This window comes from Nostoc edaphicum CCNP1411, assembly GCF_014023275.1.
GTDB lineage: Bacteria > Cyanobacteriota > Cyanobacteriia > Cyanobacteriales > Nostocaceae > Nostoc > Nostoc edaphicum_A.
On record NZ_CP054698.1, the window covers coordinates 4,803,006 to 4,826,506 of the forward strand.

Here is a 23,501-nt window from a genome sequence, read left to right on the forward strand (position 1 = left end):
TTAACACGGAACATTCTCTTTATTCTTCAGTAGTAAATACAACACCTTCATACAGCAATTCAATCGGACACTCAAATTCAATACTCGATAAGGTGACGATATCTCCAGCCGTGTAGGGATAGTAAAACCACATCCTACCCTCACCGCGACAGTAACGCTCAACGGAGATTTGTTCCGAGTCAATCAAGATATATTCTTGCAAACTGGGGATTGTCAAATAATAAGTGAATTTTTCACCTCGATCCTTCGCGCTTGTACCTGGCGAAAGAACTTCGGCAATCAACTTCGGATGTTGAATAAAGTTGCGGGCATTCAGGTCTTCAGGGTTGCAACTGACAATCACATCAGGATAATAGTAGCGGTTCTGGGCAGTGAGTTGCACTTTCACCCCTGACACATTCGCTCGACAACCCCTGAAACGCAGATGAGGATGTAAAGCAGTGTACAAGTTAAGTGCAATGTCGTTATGGGGAATTGTACTACCTGTCATAGCAAACACTTCGCCATTTGCATATTCGTAACGAAGGTCTTGCTGAGGTTCCCATTCGAGATATTCCTCAACGGTCATTTTTGGCGGCTGTTGGGAAATGGCTATCATAACTTAAGATTTTTTCACGTTTGGTTTGATTGTAGCCAAATAGTAAGCTGTTACGCAGCTAAATTTAATAAACAGCATTACCTTTATTTTTAATTTTGCGTTCCCATTTAATAATAAGACTTCCTTCATTTAACAATTTATTTAACAACTCTTCTAGCTGTGATACTGACTCGAACAATCTATGAGCTATATATTCTTTTGCTGAATGCCAAACCAATTCAATCAAATTATAATCTGGACTATAAGGTGGTAGAAATTCCAGGATAATATTTGGCATTTCTGCCTTGATACGAACTAAAATATCTTTTCTTTTATGGAAGCTGGCATTATCTAAGATAATCACTATTTTCGCAGAACATTTATTGAAAGTCTCAATTCTATTTCCTTGCTCTATCCATTCTTGCAATAGAAAATTATTCAAAGATTGAAGCTGCTCATAAAATACATCGGCATTTCCTTTTTTAATCACAAAATTCATTCTCTTCTTGTCGTGATAACGTAACCCTCCCATAATATTTACTCTTCCTCTTCTTCTTTGACCTGTGATTTGTTTCCTTGTACCTTTCTTACCCCAGTTTTTTCTTCTTATCACTCTTAAACTAAATCCACTCTCATCCCAAAACCATACCTGTAAACGCTCTGGGGCTTCCTTTGTTATTCTTAAGTATTCTGACAATTTTTTCTTTAAATGCCTTACGCATTTCAGGATTCTGTTTGTCCTCTAGGCTGTATTTTGCCCAAAGGTAAACGTACTTTTTTTCGCTCTAATATTCTCCCAACTTGTGAACCACTTAACTTAATTCCTGTTATCTTTTCGAGGTATGTAGCTAGTCTTGCTGCTGTCCAACGACCAAATTCATACCCATACTCTAGTGGCTCTTTTTCAATTATTTCTAATAATAAATCCTCATATTCTTTGGTAACTTTGCGGAAGTTCCCTTCTCTTCTTCCATCTAAAAAAACTTTCTAGGTTATCTGGATCGCCGTGAACTGCCCAATATGCTACTGTTGGATATGCAATATCTAAAAACTTACTAATCTCTTGATAAGTTTTTCCATCATTCATTAATAATAAAATCAGAATCTTTTCTCTTACGTAGGGATTTTCATGCTCTTTTAGCGTTTTTAGTAGCCTTTCCTTCTGCTCTTGGGAAAGATGATTTTTTGCTGGCATAGATGGCTGATACTAAATTAATTACTTAATCTAATATTATACAATCTAGCTGCGTAACAGCTTATCAGCAACAAAGAGCGGTATCTGGAAAACCTCTCTCCTATAGGACTAATATTTGATTTCTGAAAAAGCTCCGTACATTTGAAGAGTCGCAAAATCAAAGGTAGTGTGCCGGATAAACCACTCAAACATCCATTTGAGATGTGAGAACGAAGGAATCAAGGCACAGAAACGCCGCACCCAGGTTTTAGCTTGTAACCAAATATCCTCAATTGGATTTTGTGACGGGCAATTAGGAGCAAAGCGGACGCAGTGAATTTTCCACTCCTCTTGAGACAAATCTTGGTTTACCTCGCCTAAAAAGTTTTGAACCAGATGTGAACGATGGTAAGAAGCACCATCCCAAAAAAGAAGTAATCTTTGATTGGGGGACTGATCTAATAAATAACGTAGATAATCAATTGTATTTTCTGAGTTACCTGCGTTATACGCTTTTAGTAGTAAGCTTCCCTCCAGATAGTCAACTGCCCCGTAGTATGTCTGTTTGTCTCGTATATTAACAACTCTCACTGCTATTTCTTGGTCAGTTTTTCCCCAGACATACCCACTTAAATCTCCCCACATTAAATGACACTCATCAAGCAGCAATACTCTCAACTTTCCTTCTTCAATTTCCTGCCGATGCCTTGCCAATAGTGTTTCAATCTCTTTTTTTTTTGCAGCAACAGCGTCCTCGTCAGCTTTTGGATTTAAAGAAGTAGTTTTCTTCCAACTAATTCCTGCCGCATCAAATAAGTCATAATAGCTCCGCTTTGACTCATAAGTTACATCATATTCAAAAGCCAATTTATATTCGAGTTCACCAAGTTCCCAACATTCTTTTGTTTGCAACCAACTTAAAACTTCTTCTCGTTGTTGAGCAGTTAAGTAACTTTTTTTTCCCTTGTGGTTCAGGCGCAGTCCCGAAATTCCATCTTCCTCATAAGCTTGCTTCCAGCTTGTTATCGAACCCAGTGACACATCTAAAATTGTTTGAATTTCCTCATACTTGTAGCCTTGATAAACCAATTTGACTGCCAACGCTTTCCTCACCTCACGCGCATCTGGGCGATCATCTATAAATTCTTGTAGTTCTGCGATCGCGGCTTGTAGATGCTGGTTTATCATTGTTAGCTATTAGACAAATATTCTGTCCGTATTATCTCGTAGTTTTTTTCAGAAATCAAATATGATTCCTATATAAGAAGAAATATTTTAATTTTTGCCCCTTCCCGTGTTGGGAATGGGGTTTTTTGCTAAGGTTTGTAGTGAGCAATTCAGAAAATTCATTGCGATCGCTCAATCATGTTAGATTATAGTTTGTTGTTTCTCTTAAACACAAAATCCGACAGTTTCTTACCCATCTCCTCATTGTGGGAATGAAAAAAAGGAGTTAAAAGTTAAGTTTTTTGAAAATTATGTGCAGGAACACACCTATTTTCATTACCTCATATCGCTTATCAGACAAGACTTAGAACCACAATTGAACATCATTGTCAAAGCAAAAATTAAATAAATATGAATTGCATTTTTACCCTGAAAAAAATGATATGTTAGATACAGAATTGAATTTCGCACGTTTCTGGAGTAGAACGATGTAGACTACTCCAGTTTTTCACCCTCAAACCCTTGTCATTTCTTGCTTTTGACGGAACTTGAGGGCAATCTGAGTACACATTTAAATAACCCAAACCTAGTTTCAATTTAGTTAAAGTTATTGCTAGGATTGGGTTTTGGCTGAGTACAAAGAAATCCTGAACCCCTATCTATAAACACTAGAACCCCAACCAAAAAAGACTAGAACCCCTACCTGAAAAAAACTTTTTTAATTCTTGTAATGCTTGAAGAATTAGGGTTTTTAGTATTTGAGTACAAAAGTAATAAATCCAATAAATTCTATCCTAGAGAGACGCAACATCTGGCTGGGAGACGGCTGCTATAAATCTTATATCGCCAATCACCTAACGCTCTGAAACAAAACAAAGCGAAGGGTGAGTGGAGGGATGACATAGCACCATGCCTGAAGTGAAGAGAAGTCGCGGCTGTAAGCACAAATTCTACCCAAGAACCGAACGTTGACACACACCAGCCGAACATCAGATATCTATCGCCTGCCTGACTTGAAAACAAGTCGCCCTCACCCAAGGGTTTGCAGGCAGTGTGGAAGACGCGACTTCAATTCTGGGCATGAAAGAGTAGCAACAGCATCTCCCACAGTGGCAGCCAAGTCCACCGACCTTTTGCGAAACTCAATGACATCACCGTCTACACGACTCCTCAACTCCAACGCTACGGAATCGCCAACCCAAGCAAAATCAGGTGGTTGCGGCTGTGACAGCACCACCAGCACCACCGTGGAAAGGGACGAAAAGCTCCAAGAACGCATTGCTAAACATCCCTGCTACAGCGAAGACGCTCATCACCACTACGCCCGGATGCACGTTGCAGTTGCACCAGCTTGCAACATTCAATGCAACTATTGCAACCGCAAATATGATTGCGCTAACGAAAGCCGTCCTGGAGTAGTTAGCGAATTGCTAACACCAGAACAAGCAGCACACAAAGCTTTGGTCATTGGTGGCAAGATTCCCCAAATGACAGTTGTGGGAATTGCTGGCCCTGGCGACCCTCTGGCGAACCCAGAAAAGACTTTCCGCACATTTGAGTTGATTGCAGAGCAAGCACCAGACATCAAGCTGTGCTTATCAACCAATGGTTTAATGCTGCCAGACTACATCGATCGCATTAAACAATTAAATATAGATCACGTAACGATCACCATTAACATGGTAGATCCAGAGATCGGTGCTAAGATTTATCCTTGGGTTCACTACAGACGCAAGCGTTATAGAGGCATTGAAGGCGCAAGAATCCTCCACGAAAGACAGATGGAAGGATTGCAAGCCCTGAAAGACGCTGACATCTTATGCAAAGTCAACTCCGTGATGATTCCCGGAATTAATGACCATCACTTAGTCGAAGTGAATCGAGTCATCCGTGAGAAAGGTGCATTCTTGCACAACATCATGCCATTGATTTCTGCACCAGAACATGGCACACACTTCGGTTTAACCGGTCAACGCGGCCCCACACCCAAAGAACTCAAAGAAGTTCAAGACAACTGCTCTGGTAACATGAAAATGATGCGTCACTGTCGCCAGTGCCGTGCCGATGCAGTCGGATTATTGGGAGAAGACCGCAGCCAGGAGTTTTCCAAAGAGAAATTCTTGGAAATGACTCCAGAATACGACATGGAGCAACGCGCTACCGTTCACGAAGGGATTGAGAAGTTTAAAGAAGAACTTAAAGTAGCCAAAGATAAAGCGCTAGCCGGCAAGAAATTTGCTAACAGTCCGAAAATCCTCGTTGCAGTAGCAACCAAAGGCGGTGGATTGGTAAACCAACACTTCGGTCATGCGAAAGAATTCCAAATTTACGAAGTGGGTGGGGATGAAGTTCGCTTTGTTAGCCATCGCAAAATTGACCAATACTGCCAAGGTGGATACGGCGAAGAAGCTTCTTTTGAGCATATTATGAAAGCGATCGCAGATTGCAAAGCAGTTTTAGTCTCCAAGATTGGTAACTGTCCTCAAGAAAAATTGCAAGAAGCTGGAATCAAGACAATTGAAGCTTACGACGTAATTGAAAAGGTTGCTTTAGAGTTTTACGAGCAATACGTTAAGGAATTAGGGAATAACGAATAGGGCATGGGGCATAGGGCATGGGGCATGGGATAAGAATTATCCTCAACGCCCTCCCCTAAACCCAATCCTCAATGCCCAATGCCCAATGTCCAATGCCCATTCCCCAAAAGGAGAATAAATCATGGCTTACAAAATTCTTACTAGCCAGTGTATTTCCTGCAATCTCTGTCTAACGGTATGTCCCACAAATGCAGTTAAAGTGGTTGATGGACAGCACTGGATTGACCCTGAACTTTGTACAAACTGTATTGGTAGCATTCATACCGTGCCTCAGTGTAAAGCTGGTTGTCCCACCTGCGACGGTTGCATTAAGCAGCCTAGCGATTATTGGGAAGGCTGGTTTGCCAATTACAACCGCGTAGTTGCTAAATTAACAAATAAACAAGATTACTGGGAACGTTGGTTTAACTGCTATTCCCAGAAATACTCGGAACAGTTGCAAAAGCGCCAACCCCAAAAAATGGCAGCAGAAGCTTAAATAATTCCTAATTCGTAATTGAAGACAACAATGCAAAATAACTGCATCTATCTCGATAATAATGCCACCACTAAGGTAGACCCAGAAGTTATAGAGGTAATGCTACCTTACCTGACGGATTATTACGGCAATCCCTCCAGTATGCATACTTTTGGTGGGCAAGTCGGTAAAGCAGTGAGAACAGCAAGAGAACAACTTGCAGCCATCCTGGGAGCCGATGAGTCTGAAATTGTCTACACAAGTTGTGGAACTGAGGGAGATAACGCCGCGATTCGAGCCGCACTGTTAGCGCAACCAGAAAAGCGCCACATCGTCACCACCCAAGTTGAACATCCAGCAGTACTCAATGTCTGCAAACAATTAGAAACCCAAGGTTACACTGTTACCTATCTATCAGTAAATAATCAAGGGCAGCTGGATCTAGATGAACTAGAAGCTTCCTTGACGGGTAACACCGCCTTGGTGACAATTATGTATGCGAATAACGAAACCGGAACGGTTTTCCCAATTGAGCAAATTGGGTTGCGCGTCAAAGAATCTGGCGCTATCTTCCATGTAGATGCGGTGCAAGCAGTGGGAAAAATCCCCTTGAATATGAAGACTAGCACCGTCGATATGTTAACTCTGTCTGGTCATAAGCTACACGGGCCGAAAGGAATTGGTGCTTTATATATCCGGCGCGGGGTTCGGTTCCGTCCCTTCATGATTGGGGGACACCAAGAACGTGGACGTAGGGCGGGTACAGAGAATGTTCCAGCAATTATCGCCTTGGGCAAAGCTGCGGAACTCGAACTGTTACACTTAGAAGAAGCGACGGCAAGAGAAAGAAAGCTGCGCGATCGCCTCGAACAAACTTTACTCGCTAAAATTCCCGATTGTGTCGTTAACGGTGACGTTACGCAGAGATTGCCAAACACAACCAATATCGGCTTCAAGTACATCGAAGGTGAAGCAATTCTACTGTTATTGAACAAATACGGTATCTGTGCATCATCCGGTTCTGCTTGTACCTCCGGTTCTCTAGAACCCTCCCATGTCCTACGGGCAATGGGCTTACCCTATACAACTTTGCACGGTTCAATTCGCTTCAGTCTTTGTCGCTACACCACAGAAGCCGAAATCGATCAAGTAATAGAAGTAATGCCCAGCATTGTAGAACGTCTACGCGCCCTCTCACCCTTCAAAAATGATGATGCAGGTTGGTTGCAAGGACAAGAACAAGCACTAGCGCATCGTTAATTAGGGAATAGGGAATAGGGAATAGGGAATAGGGAATAAAGAATTTACTACTCCCCACTCCCCACTCCCCACTCCCCCACTCAGAACTCAGCACTCAGCACTCAGCACTTAATAATATGTGGGACTACACCGATAAAGTATTAGAACTGTTTTACGATCCCAAAAATCAGGGAGAAATTGAAGAAACGGGCGAAGCTGGAGTTAAGGTTGCAACGGGTGAAATCGGCAGCATTGCTTGCGGTGATGCTCTGAGATTGCACCTGAAAGTGGAAGTAGAATCTGATAAGATTCTAGATGCTCGTTTTCAAACCTTTGGTTGTACTAGTGCGATCGCATCTTCTAGTGCATTAACCGAAATGGTTAAAGGTTTAACCTTAGATGAAGCCTTGAAAGTATCCAACAAAGACATTGCAGATTACCTGGGTGGTTTGCCAGAAGCAAAGATGCACTGCTCTGTCATGGGACAAGAAGCGCTAGAAGCCGCTATCTACAATTATCGTGGCATACCTCTAGCTACCCACGATGATGATGATGAAGGCGCGTTAATTTGCAGTTGCTTTGGCATCAGCGAATCTAAAATTCGTCGCGTCATTCTAGAAAATCATCTCACGGATGCCGAGCAAGTAACAAATTATGTAAAAGCTGGTGGCGGATGCGGTTCCTGTCTGGCTAATATCGATGATATTATTAGATCAGTTCAACAGGAATACGCCTCACCTGCTCTCAACAATTACGGCGTACAAGTTGCCACAGAAATTGTTACATCTAAGCAACGAGCGCTAACAAACGTGCAAAAGATTGCTCTAATTCAAAAGGTTCTTGATGAAGAAGTCAGACCCGTACTGATTGCAGACGGGGGAGATGTAGAACTCTATGATGTAGAAGGCGATCGCGTTAAAGTTGTGCTGCAAGGTGCTTGTGGTTCCTGTTCTAGTAGTACAGCAACTCTCAAAATTGCGATCGAAGCCAGATTACAAGATCGTGTCAGCAAGAGCCTTGTAGTCGAAGCAGTTTAGGAATTGCTGTAGGACTTATCGTACTCTACAAATACGCCCTAATATGCATTCAGCCAGGAATAGAAAGTAGGATTTGAACCATATAATTGTCTTCTCATCAATGCTTCAATCCTACCGACAACCGATAGCTAAATTAGCTATGACGGCTAACAGCATATAGGCAAAGAGATTAAGCGCCTACTTGCAAATTTCATCATCCAACTCGCTTCAAAGGAGACAAGTATGAGCACATTGTACGACAACATTGGTGGACAACCGGCTATTGAACAAGTAGTAGATGAACTCCACAAACGCATTGCTACAGACAGCCTCCTCGGCCCCGTTTTTGCTGGTACAGACATGGTAAAGCAACGCAATCATCTAGTTGCTTTCTTAGCTCAAATATTTGAAGGGCCAAAGCAATACGGCGGTCGTCCAATGGACAAAACCCACGCAGGATTGAATTTACAGCAACCACACTTCGATGCGATCGCCAAGCATCTCGGTGAAGCAATGGCTGTGCGTGGAGTGTCAGCAGAAAATACCAAAGCTGCACTAGATCGCGTCACAAACATGAAGGGCGCTATTTTGAACAAGTAATAGGACTTATGCATTGATTGTTGACAAATAACAACATCAAGTCCTATCGAATCTTGCAAGCTGAAACACATTATGACGTATTTGTAAATTGCGTAATTTTCTTTGTTCTTTGTCAAAACAAATGACAAAGGACAAAGGACAAATAACCAAAAGAAAAAAAATTTTTAACGAGGAAGATCGATGTACTTACTGTCAATAACTTGGGCTGTGGAGCGATCGCCCCCAGCAGGCATTTATGCCAACGCTACTAACGATGCTCTACACGCGCTCACTACTGTCGCTCAACTGGCGTGAACGCAACTGACAAACGCACAGACCCACCAACCAACCAATTGCAGGGAAACACGAACAATGACAGAAGAAAAGATTAGACAGATAGCTTTCTACGGTAAGGGCGGTATCGGTAAATCTACCACCTCTCAAAATACCTTGGCAGCTATGGCAGAAATGGGTCAACGCATCCTCATCGTCGGTTGCGACCCTAAAGCTGACTCCACCCGTTTGATGCTGCACAGCAAAGCTCAAACAACCGTTCTTCACCTCGCCGCAGAACGTGGTGCAGTAGAAGATATCGAAATCGAAGAAGTAATGTTAACCGGTTTCCGTAACGTTCGTTGCGTAGAATCTGGTGGGCCAGAACCCGGTGTAGGTTGCGCCGGTCGTGGTATTATCACCGCCATCAACTTCTTAGAAGAAAATGGTGCTTATCAAGACCTAGACTTCGTATCTTACGACGTATTAGGTGACGTTGTATGTGGTGGTTTCGCAATGCCTATCCGCGAAGGTAAGGCACAAGAAATCTACATCGTTACATCTGGTGAAATGATGGCGATGTACGCTGCTAACAACATCGCTCGTGGTGTTCTTAAGTATGCTCACACCGGTGGCGTGCGTTTGGGTGGTTTGATTTGTAACAGCCGTAACACAGACCGAGAAATCGAATTGATCGAAACCTTGGCAAAACGGTTGAACACCCAAATGATTCACTACGTACCCCGTGACAACATTGTTCAACACGCAGAATTGCGCCGCATGACTGTTAACGAGTACGCACCAGAAAGCAACCAAGCTAACGAATATCGGACATTGGCTACCAAGATCATCAACAACACAAACCTGTCTATTCCTACACCCATCGAAATGGAAGAACTAGAAGAATTGTTGATTGAATTTGGTATTCTCGAAAGCGAAGAAAATGCTGCCAAATTGGTTGGTCAGACTCAAGCTTAGTCTAAGTAGCCGCTAAAAAATAACGATTTAGCACAAGGAAAAAGGAAGAGTTCCATATCTTACCTTTTCCTCTCTCTCTTGCATCTCTCCCCTAATCTTAGAGGGGACTCCTAGTCCCCCTATGCCCCGATCCTTACGAGTCACAGAGGCTAAATATGACACCTCCAGAAAATCAAAACATCATCGAAGAAAGAAAAGAACTAATTAAAGAAGTTCTCAGTGCTTACCCAGACAAAGCTGCTAAAAAGCGCGAAAAGCACTTAAGTGTATACGAAGAAGGTAAGTCCGATTGCGGCGTTAAATCTAACATCAAATCCCTTCCTGGGGTAATGACCGCTCGTGGTTGTGCTTACGCCGGTTCTAAAGGTGTGGTTTGGGGCCCTATTAAGGACATGATCCACATCAGCCACGGGCCTGTAGGTTGCGGTTACTGGTCTTGGTCTGGTCGTCGTAACTACTACATCGGCACCACAGGTATTGATACCTTTGGTACTATGCACTTCACCTCTGACTTCCAAGAAAGAGATATCGTGTTTGGTGGTGACAAGAAACTTGTCAAGCTAATCCAAGAACTAGATGTACTTTTCCCCCTCAACCGTGGTGTTTCCATTCAATCAGAATGCCCCATCGGTCTAATTGGGGATGACATCGAAGCAGTTGCTCGGAAGACATCGAAAGAAATCGGCAAGCCAGTTGTACCTGTGCGTTGCGAAGGTTTCCGAGGTGTTTCCCAATCTTTGGGACACCACATTGCTAACGACATGGTTCGTGACTGGGTTTTCACCAGAGCAGACCAAGCGAAAAAAGACGGTACACTTCAGTTTGAAGGTACTCCTTATGATGTAGCCATCATTGGTGACTACAACATCGGTGGAGATGCTTGGGCTAGCCGCATCCTGTTAGAAGAAATCGGCTTGCGCGTAGTCGCTCAGTGGTCAGGTGATGGCACCATCAACGAAATGTTGATGACCCCCAATGTGAAGATGAACCTCATCCACTGTTACCGGTCGATGAACTACATCAGCCGTCACATGGAAGAAGCTTATGGTATACCCTGGTTGGAATACAACTTCTTCGGCCCCACCAAGATTGCTGAATCTTTACGGGAAATCGCTTCCAAGTTTGACGAAACAATCCAAGCAAACGCTGAGAAAGTTATCGCCAAATATCAGCCCACAATGGATGCGGTAATTGCTAAGTACCGCCCCCGTTTGGATGGTAAGACTGTTGCCATCATGGTTGGTGGTCTACGTCCTCGCCACGTTGTCCCAGCTTTCCTAGACTTGGGCATGAAGATGATTGGTACAGGTTATGAGTTCGCTCATAATGACGATTACAAACGTACCACTCACTACATCGAAAACGGCACCATCGTTTATGACGACGTTACCGCTTACGAATTCGAGGAATTTATCAAAGCGCTGAAGCCTGACCTAGTAGCTTCTGGTGTGAAAGAGAAGTATGTCTTCCAAAAGATGGGTCTTCCTTTCCGTCAAATGCACTCTTGGGATTACTCCGAACCTAGCGATCGCTCCTCAACATCATATAATGTAAGGTTTTTTCGCGGGGGTAGAAAAAAGAGTCTATTTCTAGCCTAAATGCAGGTTGCAGGGTTATCTAAGAACAATCTGTTTTGATGCTTTAGATAGTATAACTCTTATGGAGTCTGGTTTTTAGATTTTAAAAGCATTTTGCTCAAAGGAAAACTGTAAAATGAAAGACTATTTTTAATGACGATTTTTTAGATTAAATGGTGCGATCGCCTTTATTTGACAACAAGGTAGGCGATTACGTTATGCAAATTATAATAGGGTGCGTTGCACTTTGCGACAACGCACCCTACTGAATTACTCACACCTCCCATATCTGCTTTAATTATATATAGTTAAACAACTCTACATAACTCTATTATAAGTGTAATTATTTTACTAATTATTTAGTAAATTTTTATTTTTTACCTACTGATTGTGTCGATTGGGTCTAACAACATTTTGAAGAAAACAGTATTCTCTAGCATTGTTGCATATCAAATCTTGTAAAACTGCTAGGATAACTGCAACTGCTTCATCTATTGATCCATAGAATTCTTCAATATAGTTCTCAATAGATGGGTCATCCATATCATATAAATCACCAGGGCGCAAGATAGGCATACTACCATGAGCAATTTGGCTCCTACGATTATAAAACTTACTAAACCAGTTTTTATGAGTTTGAGGTGTTCCAAGGACTAGCTCTAGACGTTGCTTTAAAGTATTACCAATTCCTTCTTTACCATCAACAAAAAGTGCTTCAAGGGCTTGTGCAATTAGCAGAATAGTGTCTGTCTGATTAGTTTGAGTGCTGGTAATTCTAAGAAGTGTAAATAGAGCTTTATGGTGTGGTTTTTCTGCCAAGTCTAAAGAATATGGCAATTCTTCTGTTACCCAACTCCATACAGTTTGAAAAGGAAGTTGTGTTAGTTTTGGCCAGCCTCTACGTAAAGCATGAATAAAGGCAGATTCTAGGATATATGCACTCAGATCGGGAGGTTTTGGAACATCAGGCTTTACACCTGGTATCCTATCAGGGCTATTTCATTCTAAACATAAAGGCTGTATGGTAAAATGTAGCACTAAAAATGAAATACATCTAGTACCGTGAGCCAACCAGCAATAATTGAAGCTTTTCTTGAGCTTCAAGACCCCCGCCGCCGGGCTGGGCAACGTCATACGTTGCCATTGTGTCTAGCATTATTTACCCTTGCGATCGCAGCGGGGAATAAAGGATTTTTAGCAATCGGAGATTGGATTGCAAGCTACCACGAAGAATTGATAGAACTATTAAAACCTGCGAAAAATAGATTACCCTCATATAGCACCTTACGTCGTGCCTTGTTACAGGTTAATTACGAGGAATATGGAGCGTGTCTTGCTAAGTTCTTTAATATACAACCAGTCTGCGGAGAAACCATAGGGTTAGATGGCAAAGTCATCAAAGGTTCGTATCAAATCGAAGAAGATAATCCAAATTCCGATTCTCATCCGGCAATAATGTTAGTTAGCACCTATATTGTCGAGCGTGGTTTGATTTTAGAGCCGTGGGAAGTAGATGCTAAAACCAATGAAATTAAAGCTCTACCAATTTTGATTCAAAAATTAGCTCTTCAAGGGGTAGTTTTCGCTTTTGATGCGATTAATACCCAAAAAAAACTTGTGAATTGATAATCGAAACTGGCAATGATTACATTGCTGCCCTTAAAGGCAACCAACCAGGTCTGTTTAAAGATGTTAAAACAAATTTTATACCAGACTCTACTGTTTCACTAATTAATAAAGGTCATGGTCGAATCGAAAAACGTAGAGTTAGTATTTGTCAGTCGCCAAATGATATCAGATTCTGGCCTGGTCTGAAAACTATCATCCGAGTCCAATCAGAACGTCAGACTATCAGACACAATCATATTGAAGTCCAAAATGAAACACGTTATTACATATCTTCCTTAAGTACGACAGCCCAAGAGTTTAGCGAGCGCATCCGGGGATATTGGGGTGTTGAAAATAAAGTTCATTATGTTCGAGATGTAACTCAAGGAGAAGACGCTTCTAGAATTCGTACTAAACCTTTACCCCAGATTTTTGCTATCGCTCGTAATTTCACTCTGAATTTATATCGAAGTCAAATGTTTGAAAATATGGCACAAGCTCAACGATTATGTTCATTTGGGTTAGACACACTTAAGCAATTTTTTAGAATGAAATAGCCCTGGGTATCCTATATAAAGAAAAAAACTTTGGTACAAGCTCATTAGCTTTTACATATTCTGATGAGTAAAGTGTAATGCTACCTGGAAGAGAAAGATTCATTGCCAAAAAAAGCTGCTGTAAGAACTTTCCAACAACAACTTGGAGTACATCTTGTTCTGTTTCATTACATAGCTCATATTTCAAGCGAAGTTTAAGGATGCTACTAAGCATATGATATCCAAGCTTAATTTGCTCATCCATGCGTTGACAAAGAACTGCTGGATCTTGTTCACAAATCTCTGCTGTTTTTAGAAACAAAATTACATCTGAGGTATCAATTTCAATCAAGTAATTTTGTTTAGCCATCTTGTAAGGCGTTATAGTCAAGCTTGATGTTAACAACACATTACTTACTTCTTCCCAAAACTCACGAATGATTAGAACATCGATATCATCAGAGATAGGAGTTAAGTTACTAAGCTTTATTTCAATTAATTGAGATTCCATACTGCAATATAATTTTTATTTACACTAATTGTTATAAATAATACATCAAAATTAAGAATTTGGCTTTAAATATAGCAAATTTGACCGTAATGCAAACATTAAGTGAACAGAAAATTTCTATAAAATTGTAGATGTGGTGCGTTGTCGCAAAGCGTAACGCACCCTAATAGCTGCATATATTACTAAAATCCTGATAGTTGCGTGTCAATAAAATTAATTGACGAGATATTGCGATCGTCTTTAAAAATTATGTGCGAGATTCACAAGAAGTAGACTGTTGTAGTGATCCCATGACAAAGATTATCTGTGAGATGCATAAAAATTAGACTGTTGGTGCGATCACATTCAGAGAGAGTGTGTGAGATACATAAGAAGTAGAACGTTGGTGTGATTGCATTCTTCGACAACCAGCTTGCGATCGCACTAAACTGTCCAATCTTCGATTAACAATCCGGGTACTTTGTTGAAATCCCCATGATTGTGCGTTAATAAAACTAATTTATGAGATAGTGCGATCGCAGAGATGTGTGTGAAATGCAGAAGAAGTATACCATTGTAGCGATCGCATGATAGGGAAAACAATCACTACCAGCAGATACATCTTTATAGACTGCACAACCAACGAGAAATAGATGCAACTTGGTTCTCTCGATTTAAATTAGCAGCGTTACTGAGAGTGCCGTTTTCCAATTGATTCCAGATTTCGCCTGCCATCCTTCTAGCGTAGGCGTAGCCCGTCGTAGACATCGCTGATCCTACGAAGAAAGTCAGAGGTGAATGCCCTACTCTAGAAAATGCTTCACGTATACGATTTAGTGCTGCTTGTGCAGTTTTCCAATGCTCATCTGCGCCTGCGGGATCTATGCCGCCTTTAAGTTCACCAAGGGCGATAACGTATGGCGCAACTACAGATGGTTCAATGGTGCTAGATTTGTTGGCGACTAACTCTGCTGGGGCTAAGTTAAACAAACATAGATCCACATTACTTCTAACTAGCGGGACAGTCAGGTTATAAATTAGTGTGCGATTACCAATCTCGCTTTCCCAGCTTATTCCTCGTAAAGATAACTCAATTTCTGAGTCATTATTTGTCATGGCTATCCACTTTTTACTTTTTGAGTGTTGCCAGTGGTATCTTGTACCCGCGATCGTGAGAGTGGAGAGAATTGCACGAGTCAGCTTTCTTTGTGCCAACACGCCTCCAACATTTCGCATTGAACCACCAAGTGTGTCACCACGAGTCAGTAAAAATCTAAAAACCAATTCTTCTGGAAAGTTTGCACCTGCTGGTTCAAGAAAATTTTTGATCAGACCATTTACAGCCTCTACCTTATCCTCTGGCATCAGGTGCGCTAGAGATTTATCAGATAAGCCTGCCGCAGTTAACAATCCCATCTCAATGCCCTTAATCTTTAGTAATTCAATAGGACTCTCAGCTTGACTAGCAGCTTCTTTAAGTGCCCTTGCTTCTGCGACGAATGGCGTAGCACGTCGATTTTTCTCCAGTGCAAGAGCCACAAAACCTGCACGAATTGCTTCATAAGTTGTTATAAGATCATCAATGGATTGAAGATGATTTTGATAGGAACACATAGGAATTAAATTTATGGCTTTTTCCATACATAAACGCACTTCCGCAATGGATCGCGTCCATGATTTCCCATTTGCTGGCTACTATTACCTTTATCACTTGGCAAAACAAGAATATTTTCAATAACAAAACCTAGCTGTTCGGCGAAATCAGAGAGAATCATATCTACTGAAATGCTTGCGCCTGCATAACGAACATTGTCGTTAACCATGAATAAAAGTGCCCCTGGTTTAAGAACACGAAAACATTCTTGTATTACACACGCCATCTCATAAAAATATCCTCTGACCATTCTTGGTATACCATTGTTGTTTAATGCACCCTTTGCTTTTTGGTTATCTAAATATTTCAAGATAGCCTGCAACAAATTCTGTGAATCAGCAATAGCTAAGGCTGTTTTCCAGTCTGAGTTGATAGTCAATAAATCTTTGGGGCGATTTTCAACTGTACAACTTAGCATTTCCTGACGAAGGTTAATTAATTCTTTTTCAGAAATACCAAGTAAAGCTAGTTCCAGTGCATAAGTGCGAGTATAGTCGTATCGATTGCAATAGGGTGGGGATGTAATAATTGCATCATATACGGAATTGGCTAGGCGCGGCATAATCTCAAGACAAGATCCTCCATAAAGATGAATTTGACCTTGAGAATTTTTAATTGGGAAAAGCTCAATTTGTTGTGTAGAAGGCAGTAAATCATCAATAATTTCACTTATTTTATTGGCGATCGCATTATCAAACTCTAGAATTTCGCCTTTGTTGAAAGGTTTCTTGCTCTGTCCACGACCGGAACGATAATCCCAACGCAGATACTGTCCATCTTTACGTGTATAACTTAGGGATTCTAAAATGCACAGTAAGGCAAAGTTTAAAACTGCTTGGACTCTATGATTTTCTCGTTTGCAAGCTGCAAGATACTGCTCAATTGCATTTATAGTTAGTTCAGGATAAGCTCCTTTTGTGATTCTCAATTCTGGTAAGTCTTGTTTCTGCTCACACTGCTTCCAAACCTGTAACTTTGACCAATTTTTGATCCTATCAAAATCTTCAGGAGTGAATTCAGAATCTAAAAGCTTTTTAGCATTAATTATTTGTTGACCAATGGACAATAATTCAATACCGTCAGCATCAATTCCAGCTTCACTAGCAGCAAATAGCGCAGTTCCACTGCCTGCAAATGGATCTAAAACCTTACCTTTAGTAATTTTATATCGTTGTAATAGATATTCTATAAGAGATGCAGAGAAAGCTTCTTTATATTTATACCACCGATAGATAGGTCTAGTTTTGTTAGCTTGAAAACTAACTATAAGTCGTGTCAATGAAGGATGAACTAAAAATTTACTCTGGAAGCACTGATACAGTTGCCTATCAAGATTGTCAATTTCACCTAAACCATCACTTTCCACTTCGGACACGGTATTGGAAACACTTGCTAGGCTGATCACAGATGAATTTTCCTAGAGAATTAACTAGTCAAGTTAGTATAGTTCTAAATTTTAGGGTTAGATATATGATTCGCCCAAACTTTACAAAAAGTCACTGTATATTTAGGAATTGTGTGTGAGATGCACAAGAAGTAGACTGTTGTTGCGATGTCTGCGACGGGCTTCGCCTACGCACTCACTCGGCAATAAACTAGGCGATGTCTACGACGGGCTGCGCCTACGCATTAAACCGTCCAATCCTCAATTAACAATCCAGATACTTTGCTGAAATCCCGATGATTGCGTGTTAATAAAACTAATTTACGAGAAAGTGCGATGGCTACGGTGGACTGCGCCAAGACTCCCATCCATGCTTTTGATCAACTTTACTAAACTATTTAAACATTATGCCCAGTCGAGAGAAGGTTTACGCTTAGACTTGGCACAATCCTGTAAGTAGAGATTAATTAAAGTTTGATAGGGAATGTCTGTTTCTTCTGCAAGAGACTTAAAGTATTCAATCACATCTTCTTCTAAGCGGATTGTAATTTGCTTTTTCAGATTTTTCACATAGGGATTACGAACAGACTCAGAAAAATCATATTCATCTTTCATGGCAAAAACTCCTCATATTGCTTACGTTCGTGTCTTGTAGCTGTACGAACAGAGATAATACGAATTAGGCGATCGCTATCTTTATACAGATGAGAGACCACTAATAATCGAAACTCATCACTCATACCCAGCAGAAGAAACCGATCTTCCTCAACTGAATGCTCTGGATCGTAAATTAAACGCGCATTTTCGTCATAAAAGACAGTTTTAGCCTCTTCAAATGATACGCCATGCTTACGCTCATTGCTTTTAGCCTTGGAGAGATTCCACTCAAATTTTATCTCACTCATACATACATTGTAGTTACAAAGTTTCTTATGAGCAAGTATAGGCGATCATTATTATGGGTGAATCTATCGTATTAAACCGTCCAATCCTCAATTAACAATCCGGTTACTTTGCCCAAATCCCGATGATTGCGTGTTAATAAAAGTACTTTACGAGATAGTGCGATCGCCGAATAGCCCGTCGTAGACTATGGCAGTAAAAGAAGTAGACTGTTGTTGCGTAGGCGTAGCCCGTCGTAGACATCGCCTCGTTGCAGCACGATGTAAAGCTGTTCTAGACTTAGAAAGATGCTATGCAGTTTATAATCACCATGAGCTATCACGATATTATTACAATTGAACCGGACAAGCGAGATGGTAAGCCTTGTATTAGACGGATGCGAATCACCGTGTACGATGTTCTAGGCTGGTTGGCAGCTGGTATGTCTCATGGAGAGATATTAGACGATTTCCCTGAATTAACAGAAGAAGATATTAGGGCAAGTCTAGAGTTTGCTGCTGACCGTGAACATCGTTTAGTTGCCTCTCTACCAAACGTTACGCAGACGGCAGGTGGTATTTGAAGCTGCTTTTTGATCAAAATTTGAGTCGCAAGCTGGTACTCAATTAGCAGACGTTTTCCCTGATTCCAGTCATGTTCAGTTTCATGGACTAGAAGTAAAGACTGATACTGAAATATGGGAATTTGCTAAAACCAATGATTTTTGCATCGTAACTCAAGATGTAGACTTTGCCGAAAGAAGCCATTTGTACGGTTCTCCACCTAAAGTTGTATGGCTACGCTGTGGAAATGCACCAACAAAACAAGTTGAATCTCTACTTCGTTCTGGGGTGGAGGTAATTCAGGAGCTTTTGAATAATCCAAGTCTGCATTGCTTAGAATTGTACTAAAGCTTTGTGAGGGATTGTCTATGAAATGCACAAGAAGTAAGCCGTTGTAGTGATTTCTGCGACGGGCTACGCCCTGACTCGGCAATAAACTAGGCGATGTCTACGACGGGCTGCGCCTACGCATTAAACTGTTACTACCTCAATTAACAATCCGGGTACTTTGCCCAAATCCTGATGATTGCGCATTAAACTAATTTACGAGATAGTGCGATCGCCCCAGTTCGACAACACGCCACTGTATATTTATACTGGGTGAAGTTAAGCGATCACCTCTAACTCAGAAATATACTCAGTTTCGTAGTTTTCAATTAAAACACCAATCACTTCCATTAGAGAAGCGAGTGGATGCGTCTCGTCTTCACCAACTTGATCGATGAGACAATCAAGGATCTCAACCAAGCGTTCATATTCCTCTTCTGTGTGAGGAACAAAGACGTTTTCCGCAATAGATGACCAAGCGGTGATGGTTTGATCAAGGTTAAAACTTTGCATTGTTCTTTCCACTTTCCTTCATCATATTCTGAATGCGTTAACACAGCCCGAATGTAGACTTTTTGGCAGTTGTAATGAATTGCGGCAATGAGTCTAACTTTGTTACCACCAATGTTAAACACTGTCAATTTACCGACTTGCTCTGCCGATGGAAACATTTCACGGAGTTCCACAAATGAGGCAAACTCATTTCCCTTGACCAATCCATACCACTAAACCAAGGCGTTATTTGTATCTGGATGAAGTTTAGCAAATTCATTCAGCCAATAACGTGCATCTCAAAACTCTAATGTCTTAATAACTCTGTTATCCATATAACTCACCTGCGATCGCTAATCTTATATTTTAATCAACTTAATAGACTTGAGGGACAAAGAACTGCTCATTACGAGGGGCGCGAACATAATCCTCAGCCACGGGTCTAGACGGAAGGTCTAATGGAGGAGGTGTCATATCTTCGTAAGGAACTTTGCTCAACAAATGATGAATGCAGTTGAGCCGCGCCCGTCTTTTATCATCTGCTTCAATGGTAAACCAGGGGGCTTCTGGAATATTTGTGTAAGCAAACATGGTATCTTTGGCTTTGGAATATTCTACCCAGCGATCGCGTGATTCCAAATCCATTGGGCTGAGTTTCCAGCGCCTGGCTGGATCGTGACTGCGAGAGAGAAACCGTTCCTCTTGTACTTCATCACTGACGGAGAACCAGTACTTGATTAAAACAATGCCCGATCGCACCAGCATTCGTTCAAATTCCGGGCAAGATTGCATGAATTCTTGATATTCTGCTTCAGTGCAAAAACCCATCACCCTTTCAACTCCGGCTCGGTTGTACCAACTGCGATCGAAGAGGATAATTTCACCTGCTGCTGGAAGATGTTGCACGTAGCGCTGAAAATACCACTGAGTTTTCTCGCGATCGGAAGGAGTTCCCAGAGCAACTACACGACAGCCACGAGGATTGAGTGGATCGGCAATGCGTTTAATTACTCCTCCTTTACCGGCAGCATCGCGCCCTTCAAATATGACAACAACCCGATAGCCAGTGTGCTTAATCCAGTATTGCATTTTGACTAGCTCAATCTGGAGTTGCTCTAGTTCAGTTTCAAAAGTTTTTTTGGGAATTTTCTTGGCAAAAGCTTCTGTGCTACCATCAAAAATCCGTTTGGATTTTTTAGCTTTTTTCTTGTCTTTTGCCTTTACTAGTTTTTCTATTAAGTCTGTAGAGGGTTGAACTAGACCATTATTTTGTTGGTTTTCAACTTCATCAATTGACATTGCAGTGACTCCATGCCATTGAATCGGCATAATTATCTATAAGGTATATATTTTAATGCAAACTGAGTGTAAATATACACCTTTGTAAGTATGGCAATACCAAAGATGTAAAATTTTTATTTTTTAGTTTAATCGCAGAACACAGCAAGACCTATCGAAAAGCGATCGCGGACGAACCTTTTAGCTATTTATTTTGTTGTAGTTGTTTAATTTTTTCTATCAACAGACGAACTTGAACAGGTTTGTTACGAAACCAGTCTGTTGACCAAATGCGGTGAATTTTCCAACCAAGCCTTTCAAGCACCTGTTGTCTGAGGCGATCGCGATCTCTGGCAGTAGGTGAACTATGGTAAGATGCACCATCACACTCAATACCCAGTAAAAACTCACCAGGGCGATCGCTATTGACTACACCAAGGTCAATCCGGTATCCTGAGCATCCAACTTGGGTGCGGATAGTGTATCCCTGCTCGACTAAGGTATGGTAAACATCTTCTTCAAATGGCGAGTCAAATTTAAGTGCATCTCTATAAGAGTTGCCTTGCAGTCTTTCTCCACCACTGGCTGCATATTCTAAGTAATCATGCAGTAATTTTACACCTTTACTTTCGGCGCGTGTTTTGTCGATGTCACCAGCCACAATGGAAGAAACGAGTGTAATTTTGCTTTTTGCCCGTGTGACAGCTACATTGAGTCGTCGTTCTCCACCTTGCCGATTCAAGGGGCCAAAGTTGAGATAAAGCTTACCTTGAGAATCACGAGCATACCCAACGCTGAGTATAATGGCATCTCGCTCATCACCCTGAACGTTTTCTAATGCTTTCAGAAAAAACTGAGGCGAGTTATCCCTGCAAAACGTTTCCAGATTAGGATATTCTTTTCCCAAAATCTCAATTTGCTCTCGAATTGCATCAGCTTGGGCTTCGCTAAAGGCAATAATACCAAGGGATTGTTCTGGAAAGCGTTGAAAATGCTCCAATGCCAACTGAGCAATCACTTGAGCTTCGCGTCGATTATCTCTGCGTCCACTGCGATCGTAAACGCCATCAGGAACGTGTCGGAACGATACTCCCAACTCTGAATTTTGAACTGGATTTGGAAATGTAACTAATTTGTCGTCGTAAAAATGATGGTTGGAGAAAGCTATCAAACGCTCATCTTCACTGCGGTAGTGCCATTTTAGTGTGCGTCCAAACATAAACTTGGAACATTCATCTAAAACGCTTTCATAGCTTGCATCATCCTCATCACCGATATCTTCTTGGCTGTCTCCGGTTGCAAAGAATGATGTGGGAGGAAGTTGTTTTTTGTCCCCAATTACAATCACTTGATTAGAACGGATAATTGAAGGAACAACATCCTCAGTCCGAAGTTGAGATGCTTCATCAAAGATAAGAACATCAAAATGAATTACATCTGGATTTATATATTGACTAACAGAAAGTGGACTCATCATCCAGCAAGGCTTTAAGGCTTTGGCAATATTTGGTATTCCCTTTTGTGTATCATTGAGGAGTTTACGAATGGGTAAATGTCGGCTTTTCTTATTCGCTTCTTTTTTCAAGTTTTGCAACTCACCTAGAGCAAGTGAAGTCTTTTCCCAGTTTTGCCAGCGTTGTACATGAAGCTGCTTTAAACGTTCTCTAGCAGTATCTAGTTGCTTAAAATCTAGTTTAGAAAACTCCTTTATTTGTCGTTCATGTACTTCTGGGTTAAAATTCTTTAACTCAGGTTTTTTGGCAAGAATAGCATCAAGGCATATTTGATAAATTCGCTTTTCTAAAACGGGGAACCATTGCTCTGGTTTGATTTGATTTTCACGTAAAGCATCTAAAAACTTCTTATTACCCAGATTTTCGAGTTTTTGATAAGTTTCTGCATAAGTCAGCCATTCTTGAAAATAAGGCAGTTCCGATTGAGCCAAGTTTAAGAAGCTTTCTAGCTCGACAAAAGTAATTTGATTACGAGGTAAGTAATAATCTGTAATGTCACTTTCATTAAAGTGCGATAAAAGAAAATCTAATCCTTGCCTAATACTCTGATGGGCTGACTCATATTCCTTAACTAATTCAGCCATTCTGCGCCGTTTAGAAGGAGTATTTAGAATACGCTGGACGGAATCAGCAGAAAGCGAAAACTTTTGTAAGCCAATCAACCAATTTAAAGCTTTTTCAATTTCCTTTAACTGTGCTTTACTAGAAACTTCCGAGTTAAATAAAGATCCTAAAACCTGACGAGCGGGGTAATCAATTTGACGCAGCTTATTTTGCAAAGACTCAATAGAATTAGGTTTACTCCTACGAAAAATGTTAAATAATTTTAAAAGCTTGCTTAATAGGTTTTGGGTTTCTTGTAATCGCTTAATTTTTTCAATTTCTAAAACATCTTTTTTCAGACTACTAAAAACATCTTGAGCAAGTGCAATATCTACTCCTACCCAATTTTCTGGTAAATTTAATGGAGATTTTAGTATATGCAGTAAGGCTGGATAGCACTTATCTAGTGACTCTAAACTCAACAAAGGTTGAACTTGTAGAATCCCCTGTAATTCTTGATTAATCTTTTGGACTGACAATATTGCTTTCTGAAATTCCTCTATTTCCTCTGTAATTTGCAATTCCATTTCATAAGA

The 23,501-nt window shown here is 41.0% G+C and carries 18 protein-coding genes and 5 pseudogenes; 10 read left to right on the forward strand and 13 right to left on the reverse strand.

Annotated elements, in window-relative coordinates:
* Nucleotides 1-19 precede the first annotated feature (19 nt).
* From HUN01_RS22895 to HUN01_RS22905, 3 genes and pseudogenes are all read right to left on the reverse strand, one after another.
* A complete protein-coding gene (locus HUN01_RS22895) occupies nt 20-598 on the reverse strand; it encodes a Uma2 family endonuclease (RefSeq protein WP_181928120.1) in 579 nt (192 codons plus the stop codon).
* Between the two features lie 64 nt (nt 599-662).
* Nucleotides 663-1,772 (reverse strand): annotated as a pseudogene (locus tag HUN01_RS22900) (IS630 family transposase).
* A 108-nt stretch (nt 1,773-1,880) separates the two neighbouring features.
* A pseudogene (locus HUN01_RS22905) lies at nt 1,881-2,915 on the reverse strand (IS630 family transposase); the annotation flags it as partial.
* A gap of 1,148 nt (nt 2,916-4,063) precedes the next feature.
* On the opposite strand from HUN01_RS22905, the gene nifB reads away from it, so the two are divergent.
* The 7 genes from nifB (at nt 4,064) to nifD (ending at nt 11,655) form a co-directional block, all read left to right on the forward strand.
* Nucleotides 4,064-5,515 carry a nitrogenase cofactor biosynthesis protein NifB gene (gene nifB, locus HUN01_RS22910; protein ID WP_181932787.1) on the forward strand — a complete coding sequence of 484 codons (1,452 nt, stop codon included), beginning with the start codon at nt 4,064-4,066 and terminating at the stop codon, nt 5,513-5,515.
* Between the two features lie 121 nt (nt 5,516-5,636).
* A complete protein-coding gene (locus HUN01_RS22915; protein WP_181928121.1) occupies nt 5,637-5,993 on the forward strand; it encodes a 4Fe-4S binding protein in 357 nt (118 codons plus the stop codon).
* Between the two features lie 30 nt (nt 5,994-6,023).
* The gene (gene nifS / locus HUN01_RS22920; protein WP_181928122.1) at nt 6,024-7,232 is read left to right on the forward strand and encodes a cysteine desulfurase NifS; all 1,209 of its coding nucleotides are present in this window, start codon (nt 6,024-6,026) and stop codon (nt 7,230-7,232) included.
* Nucleotides 7,233-7,348: 116 nt separating this feature from the next.
* The gene (gene nifU, locus HUN01_RS22925) at nt 7,349-8,248 is read left to right on the forward strand and encodes a Fe-S cluster assembly protein NifU (RefSeq protein WP_181928123.1); all 900 of its coding nucleotides are present in this window, start codon (nt 7,349-7,351) and stop codon (nt 8,246-8,248) included.
* A gap of 222 nt (nt 8,249-8,470) precedes the next feature.
* A complete protein-coding gene (locus HUN01_RS22930; RefSeq protein ID WP_181928124.1) occupies nt 8,471-8,827 on the forward strand; it encodes a globin domain-containing protein in 357 nt (118 codons plus the stop codon).
* A gap of 351 nt (nt 8,828-9,178) precedes the next feature.
* Complete coding sequence (gene nifH, locus HUN01_RS22935; protein WP_181928125.1) at nt 9,179-10,057, forward strand: nitrogenase iron protein; 879 nt, start codon at nt 9,179-9,181, stop codon at nt 10,055-10,057.
* 155 nt (nt 10,058-10,212) lie between these two features.
* A complete protein-coding gene (gene nifD, locus HUN01_RS22940) occupies nt 10,213-11,655 on the forward strand; it encodes a nitrogenase molybdenum-iron protein alpha chain (protein WP_181928126.1) in 1,443 nt (480 codons plus the stop codon).
* Nucleotides 11,656-12,015: 360 nt separating this feature from the next.
* Here the strand turns inward: nifD and HUN01_RS22945 are convergent, their stop codons facing one another.
* Nucleotides 12,016-12,471 carry a HEPN domain-containing protein gene (locus tag HUN01_RS22945; RefSeq protein ID WP_181928127.1) on the reverse strand — a complete coding sequence of 152 codons (456 nt, stop codon included), beginning with the start codon at nt 12,469-12,471 and terminating at the stop codon, nt 12,016-12,018.
* A 225-nt stretch (nt 12,472-12,696) separates the two neighbouring features.
* Here HUN01_RS22945 and HUN01_RS35585 point away from each other — a divergent pair.
* Nucleotides 12,697-13,799, forward strand: a pseudogene (locus HUN01_RS35585) (ISAs1 family transposase).
* On the opposite strand, the gene HUN01_RS22960 reads toward HUN01_RS35585, so the two are convergent.
* The 5 genes from HUN01_RS22960 to HUN01_RS22980 form a co-directional block, all read right to left on the reverse strand.
* Complete coding sequence (locus tag HUN01_RS22960) at nt 13,786-14,289, reverse strand: hypothetical protein (RefSeq protein ID WP_181928130.1); 504 nt, start codon at nt 14,287-14,289, stop codon at nt 13,786-13,788. The pseudogene HUN01_RS35585 and the gene HUN01_RS22960 sit on opposite strands and share 14 nt — an antisense overlap.
* Nucleotides 14,290-14,892: 603 nt before the next feature.
* Nucleotides 14,893-15,882: a type II restriction endonuclease gene (locus HUN01_RS22965; protein ID WP_181928131.1), complete on the reverse strand. Its 990-nt coding sequence runs from the start codon at nt 15,880-15,882 to the stop codon at nt 14,893-14,895.
* A gap of 11 nt (nt 15,883-15,893) precedes the next feature.
* Nucleotides 15,894-17,327, reverse strand: a complete 1,434-nt coding sequence (locus tag HUN01_RS22970) for a DNA methyltransferase (RefSeq protein ID WP_181928132.1) — start codon at nt 17,325-17,327, stop codon at nt 15,894-15,896.
* 384 nt (nt 17,328-17,711) lie between these two features.
* Nucleotides 17,712-17,921, reverse strand: a complete 210-nt coding sequence (locus HUN01_RS22975; RefSeq protein WP_181928133.1) for a BrnA antitoxin family protein — start codon at nt 17,919-17,921, stop codon at nt 17,712-17,714.
* Nucleotides 17,918-18,211, reverse strand: a complete 294-nt coding sequence (locus HUN01_RS22980) for a BrnT family toxin (RefSeq protein WP_181928134.1) — start codon at nt 18,209-18,211, stop codon at nt 17,918-17,920. The genes HUN01_RS22975 and HUN01_RS22980 overlap by 4 nt, the downstream gene beginning before the upstream one ends.
* A gap of 308 nt (nt 18,212-18,519) precedes the next feature.
* Between HUN01_RS22980 and HUN01_RS22985 the strand changes: the two genes are divergently transcribed.
* Both HUN01_RS22985 and HUN01_RS22990 read left to right on the forward strand, forming a co-directional pair.
* Complete coding sequence (locus HUN01_RS22985; RefSeq protein ID WP_181932788.1) at nt 18,520-18,771, forward strand: DUF433 domain-containing protein; 252 nt, start codon at nt 18,520-18,522, stop codon at nt 18,769-18,771.
* Nucleotides 18,772-18,853: 82 nt separating this feature from the next.
* Nucleotides 18,854-19,099, forward strand: a pseudogene (locus tag HUN01_RS22990) (DUF5615 family PIN-like protein); the annotation flags it as partial.
* 258 nt (nt 19,100-19,357) lie between these two features.
* On the opposite strand, the gene HUN01_RS22995 reads toward HUN01_RS22990, so the two are convergent.
* The 4 genes and pseudogenes from HUN01_RS22995 to HUN01_RS23010 form a co-directional block, all read right to left on the reverse strand.
* Complete coding sequence (locus HUN01_RS22995; protein WP_181928135.1) at nt 19,358-19,591, reverse strand: hypothetical protein; 234 nt, start codon at nt 19,589-19,591, stop codon at nt 19,358-19,360.
* A 77-nt stretch (nt 19,592-19,668) separates the two neighbouring features.
* Nucleotides 19,669-19,749: pseudogene (locus HUN01_RS35595) on the reverse strand (type II toxin-antitoxin system HigB family toxin); the annotation flags it as partial.
* Nucleotides 19,750-19,945: 196 nt separating this feature from the next.
* Nucleotides 19,946-20,869, reverse strand: a complete 924-nt coding sequence (ppk2, locus tag HUN01_RS23005; protein ID WP_181928136.1) for a polyphosphate kinase 2 — start codon at nt 20,867-20,869, stop codon at nt 19,946-19,948.
* A 184-nt stretch (nt 20,870-21,053) separates the two neighbouring features.
* On the reverse strand, nt 21,054-23,492 hold the full coding sequence (locus HUN01_RS23010) for an AAA domain-containing protein (protein WP_181928137.1): 2,439 nt from the start codon (nt 23,490-23,492) through the stop codon (nt 21,054-21,056).
* Between the last annotated feature and the right edge of the window lie 9 nt (nt 23,493-23,501).

Coding starts and splice junctions, on each gene's coding strand:
- HUN01_RS22960 (WP_181928130.1), bottom strand. CDS start 14,289: ATGGAATCTCAATTAATTGAAATAAAGCTTAGTAACTTAACTCCTATC.
- HUN01_RS22930 (WP_181928124.1), top strand. CDS start 8,471: ATGAGCACATTGTACGACAACATTGGTGGACAACCGGCTATTGAACAA.
- HUN01_RS22985 (WP_181932788.1), top strand. CDS start 18,520: ATGAGCTATCACGATATTATTACAATTGAACCGGACAAGCGAGATGGT.
- nifU (WP_181928123.1), top strand. CDS start 7,349: ATGTGGGACTACACCGATAAAGTATTAGAACTGTTTTACGATCCCAAA.
- HUN01_RS22980 (WP_181928134.1), bottom strand. CDS start 18,211: ATGAGTGAGATAAAATTTGAGTGGAATCTCTCCAAGGCTAAAAGCAAT.
- nifB (WP_181932787.1), top strand. CDS start 4,064: ATGACATCACCGTCTACACGACTCCTCAACTCCAACGCTACGGAATCG.
- nifD (WP_181928126.1), top strand. CDS start 10,213: ATGACACCTCCAGAAAATCAAAACATCATCGAAGAAAGAAAAGAACTA.
- nifH (WP_181928125.1), top strand. CDS start 9,179: ATGACAGAAGAAAAGATTAGACAGATAGCTTTCTACGGTAAGGGCGGT.
- HUN01_RS23010 (WP_181928137.1), bottom strand. CDS start 23,492: ATGGAATTGCAAATTACAGAGGAAATAGAGGAATTTCAGAAAGCAATA.
- HUN01_RS22965 (WP_181928131.1), bottom strand. CDS start 15,882: ATGTGTTCCTATCAAAATCATCTTCAATCCATTGATGATCTTATAACA.
- HUN01_RS22895 (WP_181928120.1), bottom strand. CDS start 598: ATGATAGCCATTTCCCAACAGCCGCCAAAAATGACCGTTGAGGAATAT.
- nifS (WP_181928122.1), top strand. CDS start 6,024: ATGCAAAATAACTGCATCTATCTCGATAATAATGCCACCACTAAGGTA.
- HUN01_RS22915 (WP_181928121.1), top strand. CDS start 5,637: ATGGCTTACAAAATTCTTACTAGCCAGTGTATTTCCTGCAATCTCTGT.
- HUN01_RS22975 (WP_181928133.1), bottom strand. CDS start 17,921: ATGAAAGATGAATATGATTTTTCTGAGTCTGTTCGTAATCCCTATGTG.
- ppk2 (WP_181928136.1), bottom strand. CDS start 20,869: ATGTCAATTGATGAAGTTGAAAACCAACAAAATAATGGTCTAGTTCAA.
- HUN01_RS22995 (WP_181928135.1), bottom strand. CDS start 19,591: ATGCAAAGTTTTAACCTTGATCAAACCATCACCGCTTGGTCATCTATT.